The sequence below is a fragment of the Micromonospora sp. NBC_01412 genome (assembly GCF_045040215.1).
In the GTDB taxonomy this organism is placed as follows: domain Bacteria; phylum Actinomycetota; class Actinomycetes; order Mycobacteriales; family Micromonosporaceae; genus Micromonospora; species Micromonospora rubida.
This window is the reverse complement of the sequence record NZ_CP109528.1, coordinates 6,107,365-6,118,638: the sequence shown is the minus strand read 5'-3', so window position 1 is coordinate 6,118,638 and position 11,274 is coordinate 6,107,365. Positions and strand designations below refer to the sequence as shown.

Sequence of the window (11,274 nt, the reverse complement as noted above, 5' to 3'; positions counted from 1 at the left end):
CGTTCCGGCGTCCCGGCCCACCACCTGGGTGGGCCGGGACGCGGCGGGCCGGGTCAACCGACGAAGAACTCGTGCACCGTACGGTGCCGGTAGGTCTGCCCGGGGTCCAGCCGGACCGACGGCACGTCCGGAAGGTTCGGGGCGTCCGGCCACGCGCCGGCCTCCAGGGCCAGCCCCGCGCGGGGCGCGAACAGCCCGTCGCCGCTGTACACGCCGAGCCCCGGCTGGTCGGTGACCACCCGCATCCGGCGACCGCTGCGCTCGTCGTGCAGCTCGGCGGCCCACCGTGGGTCGTCGAGGACGAAGAAGTTGTCCAACCGGGCAGCCCCGATGCGGCGCGGGGCGCGGAAGTCCAGACGGGTCCCGGCCAGCGGCAACAGCGGGCCGGCCAGCGGGAACAGCTCCTCGTCGAAGGGGACGACCCGCTCGGCGTTGAGCGCGAGCAGGTGGGTGTCCACCGTCCCCGCACCGGCCAGGTTCCAGAACGCGTGGTTGGTCAGACCGACGAGCGTCGGGGCGGTGGTCGACGCCCGGTACTCGAAGGTGAGCCGGCCCTCAGCGTGCAGGCGGTACGCCACCTCGGCGGTCAGCTCCCCCGGATATCCCTGGTCCCCGTCCGGGCTGACCAGCGTCAGGACCGCCGCCACCTGGTCCGGGCCCTCCTCGACGCGGGCCTGCCACACGCGGTGGTCGAAACCATTCGTACCGCCGTGCAGGTGGTGGCCGCCGGCGTTGCGGTCCAGCGAGTACCGGGTGCCGTCGAGGATGAAGGTCCCGTCCCGGACGCCACGGCAGTACCGCCCGACCGTGGACCCGACATAGGCGTTGAGCGCCCGGTCCTCGTACGCGGCCAGGTCCGGCAGCCGGCACACGATGTTGCTCCGGTCGCCGGCCCGGTCGGGCACCACCACCTCGACGAGGGTCGCGCCGTACGTCCAGACCGTCACGTCGATGTCGCCCGCCGAGAGCGTGATCTCGTCGACGGCGCGTCCGGCGTCGGGTCCGTCGGGGCCGGTCACGCCGACCTGCCGCCGTCGCACGCGCGTCGTGTGGGCCTCGGTCATCTTCAGACCTCCCGCAACGACGCGTACTCACGTAGCGCCGGGGCCACCCGCATGATCATCAGCTCCACGGTCTGCCAGTCGATCGGCGGCTTGACCGCCAGGAGGAAGTCCCGGACACCGAGGTCGACATACGGCTTGAGGTCCGCCACGCACTGCTCGGGCGTGCCGAAGCTCAGGTACTCGGCACGCACCTCGTCCGGCGCTCCGCGCAACAGCTCCGCCGATCGCGCGTCGACGCCGGACGCCCGCTCGACCAGCACCGCCCGGAACGTGATCGATCGACGGATGCCGGCCTCGTCGCGCCCCACATCCACGCAGTGCCCACGCAGGGCGGCGAGCTGACGACCGTAGTCCTCGGTGGTGGTCGCGAGGGTGTTCCAGATATCGGCATGCCGGGCCGCTGTCCGCAGCGTCCGCCGCACCCCGCTCCCGCCCACCACGAGGGGCACGTGGGCCTGCCGGGGCTTTGGCGCGAGCCGGGCCCGGTCCAGCCGGAAGTGCCGCCCCTCGAACGTCGTCTCGGGCTCCGTCCAGAGCCGCCGGAGGATCTCGCAGGTCTCCTCGAGCCGGTCCATCCGCTCCCCGGCGGCGGGGAACGGGATGCCGTACTGCTCGTAGGCCAGATCCGGTCCGCCCGCACCGAGGCCCACCTCGAGCCGCCCGTCGCAGACGTGGTCGATGGTGGCCATGGCGGCGGCGGTGACGGCGGGATGCCGCCACATCGCGCCGGTGACCAGCATGGCGCAGCGGATCCGCTCGGTCTGCGCGGCGAGGGCGGCCAGCAGCGTCATGCCCTCGAAGCAGGGCTGGTCGGGGCCGTACAGGTGCGGCCGCAGATGGTCGATCAGCGAGATCCAGTCGTAGCCCAGTTGCTCCGCCCGCCGCCAGAGATCACGGCAGATCTCGTAGCTGCCGTGTAACTGTCCGGAGTGGATCCCGAACCGGAGGGCGTCACCGTACAGCCTCGTCGGGGGCAGGGTGTGCGCGTGGCCGTCGTGGGCCGGGCTGACAGCGTCCATGGCGACGACCCTAGGGTCTCCACCGGCCCGACGCGCGCCCGCGTCGCCCACCTACGGAACCGGTCAACGACGGTGGAACGGTGGCCGGCCCAGCAGTTCGGCCAGGTCGGCGGCCAGCGGCGCGGCGAAGACGTGCTCGATCAGGGGGGACCAGGCCGGGGAACATCCCTCGGGCAGCGGCAGCACCAGGTGCGCCTGTTCCCGGATCTCCTCGTCGCCGGGCTCGGCCAACGCGGCCACCAGGTGACCGCGGCCGCGGGCCTGCGCGCACAGACGTACGGCGCGCCCGTGGCTGGGCCCCGGCGGCGCCAGCACGATCAGGGGGGCGTCGGCCTCGGTGGCGAACCGCTCGACGTGCCACCACTCCTCGAGATCCCGGCCCAGCGCCGGCACGCCGGCACCCTCGATGATCTTTGCCGCCGCGTACCGTGCCGTTCCCAGAGCCGGCCCCCCACCCAGCACCTGCACCGGAGCCGTCCGCAGGATCTGCTCCGCCAACCATCGGCACGGTTGCGCCTGCTGCCGCACCGTCCGCTCCACGAGGCCCGGCAGGGCGGCGAGCTCGCCGGACCCGAGCCCGCCGGGGGCCGATGAGGCGTCCGCACACCCCTCGGCCAGGAGCAGAAGGGTGAGAAGACTGGCCTGGTAGCTCCGGATCCCCGGGGACGGCGGGCGCTTCGGCAGCCCCGTGGTGACGCTGTGGTGTGCGCTGCGGCCTACGGGCGTGTCGGCGGATCCAACGATCGCGAGGGTACGGAAGCCGCCCGCCCGGGCCCGTTCCAGCCCGGCCGCCAGCGTGGCGCTGGTGCCCGAGGCCGAGACGCCCACCACCAGGGTCGCCGTGGCGGGCTCCGAGAGGTACAGGCCGACGCCGTAGTCGAGCAGCCGCTGCGTGCTGCGGAGCACACACGTGGTGTGCGGCAGCCGGGCGAAGGCGTACTCGGCCGCCTGGGCGGCGTACAGGGAGTCCCCGCTGCCCGACAGGACGACCCGGCGGGGGACCGGCTCGACGGAGCGCAGCCCGTCCAGCTGCGTGCCGAGCACGCCGGTCAGGGCGGCCAGGTCGGCGGCGAGGCCGTCGACCTCCGCACGCATCGCCGCCACCGTGTAGGAGCTCATGCGGTCTCCCGGGGCGGCAGCGAGTTCAGGATCTCCATGTACGACCGGACCTTCTGCTCGGACACATCCCCGGCCCAGCCGCCGACGGTGACGCAGCCACCGACGAAGACGCCGTCGGCGGCGCCGACCAGCCGAGCGGCGTTGTCGTGGTCCGTGTGACCGGCCAGGTAGATCGGAGCCGCCGGAGCCGCGCGCCGGACCTGCGAGATCAGCTCGAGGGTGCGGGATTCGTCCGGGTCGCCCAGGCAGACGGCGTCAGCGCCCGCGTTCATCGCCGAGCGGGCCACCTCGCCGGGCTGCTTGTCGCCGTTCGGCCAGCTGAAGTGCATGCTGGCGACATCGGCGATCACCTTGACGTCCCACGCGTCGATGGCCCGGCGGTACGCCATCACCGCGGCGGGATCGGGTCGCACCGTGCCCTGCCAACTCAACGTCTCACCGACGATGGCGCCCACCCGGACGAAACTCCCGCCGCAGACCTTCGCGGCGGCCAGCGACGCCCTGGTCGCGTTCCGCATGATCTGGACGCCGATCTGAAAGGCCGGGTCCGTCGCCGCCCGGACGGCCTCGGTGATCACCGCGACGGCGGCGAGCCGTGCGGGGTCGCAGTCGTCCTCGACACCGTAGACCCGGTCGGCGGTCTGCAGCAGGCAGCCGTGCGCTCCTCCCCGGTCGAGGGCACGCGCCGACTCGACCGCGCGGGCCAGCGTGTGGCGCAACGAGTTGGGCTCGTAGAACGGAGTGCCCGGCAGCGGGGCCAGATGCACGACCCCGTAACAGGTTCTGGTCGGCCCCGGCAGTCCCATGGCATCTCCCTCACAGCCCGGCCGGACCCTGTCGTCGGCCGTTCCACCAACGCGCTTCCCGTGCCCCCGCGAGGGTAGTCGGTGGCGGCCGGGGCCTGCAGGTGGCCGGTCGACCCGCGTGGGAGGCGGCACCACGAGATCCGGACCGGGCCGTCCGTTCCGGATAGGATCATGCCCATGACCGCAGAAACCGTTGACGTCCCGCTTTCGCCGACCGGTCTCCGGCTCACCGACCCACGGACCGGGCGGGCCCGCGCCGACCTGGCCGGCGCGGGCGAGTCAACGGTCACCGACACTGTCGAGGCGGCGCGGGAAGCCCAGCGGTCCTGGGCGGGGCTGCCGACGGGCGAGCGGAGTCGCCGTCTTCTGGCATTCGCCGACCGGATCGACGGCGCCCTGAGCGAGTACGTCGCCGCCGAACAGGCCGGCACCGGCAAGCCCGCCCACGAGGCCGAGGGCGAGATCCGCGACAGCGTCGACCTGTTGCGGTTCTACGCCGGCGCCGTGCGCGCCGCGCTGGCGCCCGCCGCCGGGCATCACCTCCCGAACCGGGAGAGCTGGGTCCGGTGGGAGCCGCTGGGCGTCGTCGGCGCGATCGTGCCGTGGAACTATCCGATCCTGATGGCCGCCTGGCGCATCGGGCCCGCGCTCGCCGCAGGGAACGCGGTGCTCCTCAAGCCGGCCGAGAGCACTCCCGACAGCGCGCTGCTGCTGGCCAGGGACGCCAGGGACTCACTCGGTCCGGGAGTGCTCAACGCACTGCCCGGCGACCGGGCGACGGGCCGGCTGCTGGTGGAGAGTCCCATCGACGCGATCGCGTTCACCGGCAGCGTCGCCGGCGGGCAGGACGTGGCCGCCCGGGCGGGGCTGCGCCGGGTCAGCCTGGAGCTCGGGGGCAACTGCCCGGCGATCGTGCTGCCGGACGCGCCCGAGCACACCTACGCCGACCTGACCGGCGCGGCCACCTACAACGCCGGGCAGAGCTGCGCCGCACCGGCTCGGGTGATCACGCTACGGTCGAACTACGCCGAGGTGGTGGACCGGCTCGCCGAGGCGATGAGCCGGCGGCAGGCGGGCCGTTCGTTCGGCCCGCTGAACAACGCCGACCAGATCCGCCGCTATCGGCAGATCCTCTCGGGCTCCGCCGCCGGGGTGAGCCACGCCGCCGGGCTGGCGCTCGGCGACGACTCCGACGAGGAGGGCTACTGGGCCGAAGGGCGGATCCTGGCCGACCTGGAGCCGGACGATCCGGCGGTCGCCAACGAGTTGTTCGGCCCCTGCCTGACCGTGCAGGCCGCCGAGGACATCGACGACGCCGTCCGGCTGGCCAACAGTGTCGACCAGGCGCTGGCGGGCAGCGTCTGGGGCGCCGGGACCGGCCAGTTGCTCTCCGTCGCCCGGGCGCTCGACGCCGGCGAGGTGTGGGTCAACTGCGTGCTGGAGCAGTGCCCCGAGCTGCCGCACGGCGGGCGAGGATCGTCAGGTCACGGCACCGACCTGAGCGTCCTCGCCCTCACCGAGTTCCAGCGACCGAAGACGGTGACGGTCAGACTGGTCTGAGCTCACGCTCCTGGTAGCGCCGCAGCCGGGGCATCGCCTCGGCAAAGGCCGGCCAGGGCTGGGACGTCGTCAGCCGCATGAACGCGCCGGAGAGGCAGAAGGTCAGGATGCCGGGGAAGAGAGACACGTTGGTCTCCCGCAGCAGTTCCCGAAAGCAGAGGTACGAGTCCTCGTGGTCGTCGAACGACGTGGTCAGGTTGATGGAGTAGCGCGCCGGCAGCACGGAGACGCCCGGCAACCGGATGCCGTTGTGGTAGGCGTCGCGGATCAGCGTCAGGGACCGTTCGCGGGACCTCCGCTCGACCCGGTAGTTGTCGTACGCGCGCTGCAGGCCGGGCAGGCGCAGGCCGTACGTCGACTCGAACTCCCGACAGTGCGCGGTGGTCAACTCCTCGTCACCGCTGACCAGCCACCGCTCCATCCGGGCCAGCACCTCGACCACGGTGTAGAAGAACGACGGCGGCCCGCCGAAGGTGGTCGACGCGTACTCGTAGTAGCGATCGATGAAGCGACTGTCCGCCATCAGCCAGCCGACCTTGAGGCCCGGGGCGGACCAGTTCTTCGACAGGCTGCTGACCCGGATGACGTTGGCTGCGGCGCGAGCCGGTGAGGTGGCCACCGGCTCCCCCAACCACTCGTGGCACTCGTCCAGCACGATCAGGGTGTTCGGCGAGGCGGACTTGATCAGCAGCTCCAGCTCGTCCTCGCAGACCAGGGCGCCGGTCGGGTTCGCGGCCGTCTGGAGCAGCACGATCGGCGTGTCCGGACGCAGCGCGTCGATCAGCGGTCGCAGCGACGTCCGACCGTCCGCGCTGGACGGCAGCGGCACCAGCGACACCGGCCCTCGCCTGGCCACCGACTCCACGAGGGGCGGATAGTTGGGGATGGCGCATAGCGACGCGGCGCCGCCCTGGCTCGCCTCGAGCAGGATGAAGTCGACCAGCGTGCTGATCGCCAGCGTCGCGCCCATGGTCAGGGCGACGTTGTCGGCCGTGTATCCCGCGCTGGGCAGCCGGGCCGACTCGTACGCCGCGACCGCTTCCCGGGCCGGCTCGCGCCCCCGGGAGTCGGAGTACCCGTACCAGTCCCGGTTCAGGGCGTAGGCGATGCAGTCCTTCAACGTGCTGGGCAGACCCCAGTGCTCCTCGTCCACCGACCCGCTGGAGAGGATGATCCCCGCCTGCGAGCGCAGGTCACCGTAGAGGTCGTCGCGGAAGTAGAAGTTGAACAGCTCCTTGACGAAACGTACGGTCGCCCGTGACGAGAGCACCGCGGCGGCGTCGACCTCACGTCTGCGCCGGGACTGTCGCCAGCGGTCCGCCAGGTCGGGACGGTGGCTCTCCACCCCGAGTTCACACTCGACCCGGCCCAGGTAGAGATCGCGGAGCTCGATCGGGTCCTGCGGGTTCACCGCTCGGGCGTACACCTCCAGCAGCCGCGCGTCGGGGCCCGGGTCCAGGGCCATCGGCACCCGCGACGGGTCGGGGCGCTGTGCCGCGAGCATCTCGACCTCGGCGGGCACGACCGACAGCCGAGGCTCTCCGATGTCGCCGAACAGCCCTTGGACATCCGTCATCCGGCCATCTCCCCCGATCGGTCCGTGATCCGCAGTCGCTTGAGATGCCGGTGCCGGGTCGAGCCGTGGAACGGCGCCGCGGATCGGCCGTGGAAGGCGTACGTGTTGTCCAGGACCGCGAGGAGCCCACGGCGCCACTGGAGCCCGCGCGCGGCGCCACCCCCGTACATCTCCGCGAGCAGTGCGGCGAGGGCGTCCCGGACAGCCACGGCGTCGAACTGGTCGGTGTCGGACACCCAGCGAAGGGTCTCGGCCTGGAAGTCGCGGAACGAGAAGACCGGCCGCCCGTCCACCCGTCGCCGGATCGGCGGCACGCCGGGGCGGTCGTACCGGACGTGCGCGAGGATCTCGCGGTCGGTCTGCCGGAGCCGCTCGTCGACCCCGGCGAACGGGACCAGAACGGTCTGCGCGGCGTTCTCGTCGTCCCCGGCGTGCAGACACATCAGGACGATGTATCGCGGCTGGCCATCAGCCGGCCGACCGCTGCCCTCGGTGTGCAGGCTCAGGGCGCTCGTGGCGAACGGTTGCCGCGTGGCGTCGGCGGTGTCACCCTCGGCGCTGATCAGGTGCAGGATCCGGCCGTCCTCGACGTTGGGCTGCACGGCCGGGTCGGTCTCCGGCATGATTTCGCCGAACCGGTGGCCGAGCTCCAGCAGTTGGGCGCTGGTCATCGGCTCACCGAGGTCGACGAGGCCGAGCCCGTGCTCGGTGAGCTGGCACCGCAGCACCGCCTCGACCTGGCCCACCGGCCACCCGGCCGGCACGGACTCCGGCACGAGCTCGGGCGGCGGCAGCGGTCGACCACCGAGGAGTTCGACCCGCTGCGGGATGTGCCGGTCATGGGGTCGCTCCAGAAAGCTCCCACGCAGGGTTGTCGGCCCTGGACTGTCAGACACCGGTGGCACCGAATGCGACGGGACCGTGCGAGCATCCCGCGGCGCGCAACTCGTCCCCGGCGCCGGCCTTGATACCGCAGATGCGGCAGACGATGTGCCCGTCGTCGGTCAGCAGGTCCTCGAACGGCCTCAGTTCCTGCCGGTTCGCGCTGTCGAGCGGCTGGTGGGCGACGCCCACCGAGAGCAGGACGTGGTCGGTGATCGCGCCGACCGCGTGCGGTTGCGCGCCGTCCACCATGTACACCAAACCGGGCGTGGTCTCCAGAATCTCGCCGGCGGCGGTGATGGTGCCGCGACCGCCCACCACGAAGAGAAGGTGATCGCCGGGGTGGGTGTGCGGAGCGAAGCCTTCGCCTGCGGGAACATGGATGAGGTCGGCGCCGAGGAACCCATTGGTGATCAACGACCGGCCGGTCGCCTCGCGCGTCTTGGCGATCTGGATCTCGCCGGGTCGCATGTCGACCTTGAGCAGTTGCTCGCTCTCCGTAGCCCCTGCGTCGAGGGCCCACTCGCAGAGCGCCACCGCGCGGTTCTCTCCGGCCCGGTCGGACACGCCGTCACCGAGCTGGAGGTGCGTGCCCGGGGTGGCCGCCAGAAGCCGGACCATCTGCATCAACAGCTCTCGACGCTCGCGCGGATCGAGGTCTTCGAGCTCGTGGCTCAAGGAATCCACCATAGAAACGACGGAGCGGTGTGTTTGCGTCATTGATACCCTCCGTAGTCGACGCGCCGAATATTGATCAGGCTACCGAAGCCCGAAACAGTTATGAAGTCACCGACTGTTGCAGCTCATTGACGTACTGTCATACATCGAGGTCAGGGTGCCCGTTCCGAATGCAGTTCCAGTAATGTCGGGCAGGCGCGGTGGCTGCGACAACGTCCAAGCGGGAGCTACCCGTCGCGGCTCGGCGCGTCCGACCCGGCGCGCGAGGCGATCGCGTTTGTCAGGAGCTCGTGAGGACGACGAGTTGCTGGGTCGCTCGGGTCATCGCGACATAGCGGTCGACCGCTCCCTCGATGCCCTCGCCGAATGCGTCCGGGTCGATGAGGACGACCAGGTCGAATTCGAGCCCCTTCGACAGTTCCGGGGTCAGCGACCGGACGCGGGACGTCGCCCGGAACGTGAGATCGCCGATGACGCAGGCTGTCCCGTCGGCGTGCGCGGCGAGCCAGGCATCAAGGACAGAGCCCAGATCAGAAACAGGTCCGTGTACGACGGGGACGCCGCCGCTGCGGATGGAGGTCGGCACGTTGGCGTCCGGGAGCACGGCCCGGATGACCGGCTCGGCTTCCGCCATGATCTCTTCCGGCGTCCGGTAGTTGATGGTCAGGGAGGCCAGGCTGATCCGGTCGAGCCCGATCCGGTCGAGCCGCTCCTGCCACGACTCCGTGAATCCGTGCCGGGCCTGGGCGCGGTCCCCGACGATGGTGAAGCTCCGGGACGGGCAGCGGAGCAACAGCATCTGCCACTCGGCGTCGGTCAGTTCCTGAGCCTCGTCCACGACGATGTGCGCGAACGGGCCGGCGAGCAGGTCCGGGTCGGCGCCGGGCAGTGCGGCCTCGTCGACCAGTGCATCCTGGAGATCCAGTTGGCGCAGGCTCGACAGCACACCTTCACCGTCGTCATAGGCATGGGCCTCGATCAGTTCGTCGACGACGGTGGCCATGCGCGCGCGTTCGACGGCGACAGTGGCGTCGTGCCGACGCTTACGCCCTGACGCCTCCGGATCGCCGAGCCGCTGCCGTGCCGCGTCGAGGAGCGGCAGGTCGGACACCGTCCACGCCTGGGCGTCGCCGCGTTGCAGTTTGCGGACCTCGTCGGGGCTGAGCCAGGGAGCGCACCTGCGCAGGTAGGCGGGCACCGACCACAGGTCACCGACGAGGTCGGCCGGGTCGAGCAGCGGCCAGGCGCGGTTGAAGGTCGTGCGCAGCTCCCTGTTCCGCAGCAGCGACCTGCGGACCAGGTCATCCGGCTCATCGCCGTGGTACTTGTCCGTCAGGATCGTGAGCAGCTCCTCCCAGACCTCGTCACGCGCCTCGTTGTGCGGGGCACCGGGCCCGGGTGCCTGGAACGCCTCGGCCCAGTCGTCGGCGCTCAGCCGGATGTCGGACTCGTCGGTCGTGACCGTCATCGGTTTGGCCGGCGGCTCCTCGTAGAACCTGACGGCCGCCTCGATCGCCTTCACCAGGTCCGCGGACGACTTCAGGAAGGCCACTGTCGGGTCGGTCTCGATGGTTGCCGCAGCGCCCTCGGGGACGAGGTCCCGCAGGGTGCAGGTCTGCACCTCCTCCTCGCCGAGGCTGGGGAGGACGTCGGCGACGTAGGCCAGGTAGGGCTGGTGCGGACCGACGAACAGCACGCCACCCTGGCGTTGCCCGAGGCGAGGGTCGGAGTAGAGGAGGTAGGCGGTGCGGTGCAGGGCGACGACGGTCTTACCCGTACCCGGACCACCGTCGACGACAAGAGCGCCACGGGAACCCGCGCGGATGATGGCATCCTGGTCGGCCTGGATCGTGCCGAGCACGTCCCGCATCCGGGCCGACCGGCTGCCGCCCAGGCTGGCGATGAAGGCGGACTGGTCGTCGAGCGCGGCGTGCCCCTCAAGCCCGTCCGAGGCGAACACCTCATCCCAGTAGTCGCCGATCCGGCCGCGGATCCAGCGATACCTGCGGCGGCTCGCCAGGCCCATCGGATTGGCGTGGGTCGCCCCGAAGAACGGTTCAGCCGCAGGGGAACGCCAGTCCAGCAACAGCCGACGACCCGCGCTGTCCGTGAGGCCACGTCGCCCGACGTACACGGGCTCGCGGTTGTCCGCGCCGACCATGCGTCCGAGGCACAGATCCACACCGAAGCGACCCAGCGCGCGCAGGCGAGCCGTCAGCCGGCGGACCTCCGTGTCCCGGTCCACCGCCTGCCGGCCTTTGCCACCGGGCGCCTTACGCGCGGCGTCGAGGCGGCCGGACAGGTCGGCGGACAACTGCTCAAGCCTCTCCGCGACGGACGCGAAGTGCTGCTCGTCGCCCGCGATCAGCGTCGGGTCGGCTTTCGACAGGAGGTGGTCGGGAAGGTCGAACAGGCTGGTGGTCAGGGGATTCACATCATCAGGTGCGGCGCGCATTTCGCAACTCCCATTTCCACAGGTCCTGGCCTCGGCCGACGATTCTGCGGCACGACCCGGGTCTTGCCGCAAGCCCCCCGGTGGGCTATACGTTGAGGTGGAGGGAGAGCATGTC

General features: G+C 71.4%; 9 protein-coding genes. 1 reads left to right on the top strand and 8 read right to left on the bottom strand.

All coding sequences use genetic code 11. The features are described 5' to 3' along the window. Positions 1 to 53: 53 nt before the first annotated feature. The 4 genes from OG617_RS26850 to OG617_RS26835 all read right to left on the bottom strand — a co-directional run bounded on the left by OG617_RS26850 (position 54) and on the right by OG617_RS26835 (position 4,008). Positions 54 to 1,064 (bottom strand): aldose epimerase family protein, encoded by a 1,011-nt coding sequence (locus OG617_RS26850; RefSeq protein ID WP_405095723.1) that lies wholly within the window; start codon positions 1,062 to 1,064, stop codon positions 54 to 56. Positions 1,065 to 1,066: 2 nt separating this feature from the next. After that, positions 1,067 to 2,083, bottom strand: coding sequence for an LLM class flavin-dependent oxidoreductase (locus OG617_RS26845; protein WP_405095722.1), 1,017 nt, complete (start codon positions 2,081 to 2,083; stop codon positions 1,067 to 1,069). Between the two features lie 63 nt (positions 2,084 to 2,146). Further along, on the bottom strand, positions 2,147 to 3,202 hold the full coding sequence (locus OG617_RS26840; protein WP_405095721.1) for an SIS domain-containing protein: 1,056 nt from the start codon (positions 3,200 to 3,202) through the stop codon (positions 2,147 to 2,149). After that, positions 3,199 to 4,008: a BtpA/SgcQ family protein gene (locus tag OG617_RS26835; RefSeq protein WP_405095720.1), complete on the bottom strand. Its 810-nt coding sequence runs from the start codon at positions 4,006 to 4,008 to the stop codon at positions 3,199 to 3,201. The genes OG617_RS26840 and OG617_RS26835 overlap by 4 nt, the downstream gene beginning before the upstream one ends. A 177-nt stretch (positions 4,009 to 4,185) precedes the next feature. Here OG617_RS26835 and OG617_RS26830 point away from each other — a divergent pair, with 177 nt between their 5' ends. Beyond that, positions 4,186 to 5,568, top strand: a complete 1,383-nt coding sequence (locus tag OG617_RS26830) for an aldehyde dehydrogenase family protein (RefSeq protein ID WP_405095719.1) — start codon at positions 4,186 to 4,188, stop codon at positions 5,566 to 5,568. On the opposite strand, the gene OG617_RS26825 is transcribed toward OG617_RS26830, so the two are convergent. The 4 genes from OG617_RS26825 to helR all read right to left on the bottom strand — a co-directional run bounded on the left by OG617_RS26825 (position 5,555) and on the right by helR (position 11,159). Beyond that, positions 5,555 to 7,144, bottom strand: a complete 1,590-nt coding sequence (locus OG617_RS26825; RefSeq protein WP_405095718.1) for a pyridoxal phosphate-dependent aminotransferase — start codon at positions 7,142 to 7,144, stop codon at positions 5,555 to 5,557. The genes OG617_RS26830 and OG617_RS26825 overlap by 14 nt on opposite strands. Further along, on the bottom strand, positions 7,141 to 8,040 hold the full coding sequence (locus OG617_RS26820) for a TauD/TfdA family dioxygenase (RefSeq protein WP_405095717.1): 900 nt from the start codon (positions 8,038 to 8,040) through the stop codon (positions 7,141 to 7,143). Before OG617_RS26820 ends, OG617_RS26825 begins: the two co-directional genes overlap by 4 nt. Further along, the gene (locus OG617_RS26815; protein WP_405095716.1) at positions 8,033 to 8,704 is read right to left on the bottom strand and encodes a cupin domain-containing protein; all 672 of its coding nucleotides are present in this window, start codon (positions 8,702 to 8,704) and stop codon (positions 8,033 to 8,035) included. The genes OG617_RS26820 and OG617_RS26815 overlap by 8 nt, the downstream gene beginning before the upstream one ends. Positions 8,705 to 8,984: 280 nt before the next feature. Beyond that, entirely contained in the window at positions 8,985 to 11,159 is a 2,175-nt protein-coding gene (helR, locus tag OG617_RS26810) for an RNA polymerase recycling motor ATPase HelR (RefSeq protein ID WP_405095715.1), read from the bottom strand. Positions 11,160 to 11,274: the final 115 nt, after the last annotated feature.

Coding starts and splice junctions, on each gene's coding strand:
- helR (WP_405095715.1), bottom strand. CDS start 11,159: ATGCGCGCCGCACCTGATGATGTGAATCCCCTGACCACCAGCCTGTTC.
- OG617_RS26840 (WP_405095721.1), bottom strand. CDS start 3,202: ATGAGCTCCTACACGGTGGCGGCGATGCGTGCGGAGGTCGACGGCCTC.
- OG617_RS26845 (WP_405095722.1), bottom strand. CDS start 2,083: ATGGACGCTGTCAGCCCGGCCCACGACGGCCACGCGCACACCCTGCCC.
- OG617_RS26830 (WP_405095719.1), top strand. CDS start 4,186: ATGACCGCAGAAACCGTTGACGTCCCGCTTTCGCCGACCGGTCTCCGG.
- OG617_RS26850 (WP_405095723.1), bottom strand. CDS start 1,064: ATGACCGAGGCCCACACGACGCGCGTGCGACGGCGGCAGGTCGGCGTG.
- OG617_RS26825 (WP_405095718.1), bottom strand. CDS start 7,144: ATGACGGATGTCCAAGGGCTGTTCGGCGACATCGGAGAGCCTCGGCTG.
- OG617_RS26835 (WP_405095720.1), bottom strand. CDS start 4,008: ATGGGACTGCCGGGGCCGACCAGAACCTGTTACGGGGTCGTGCATCTG.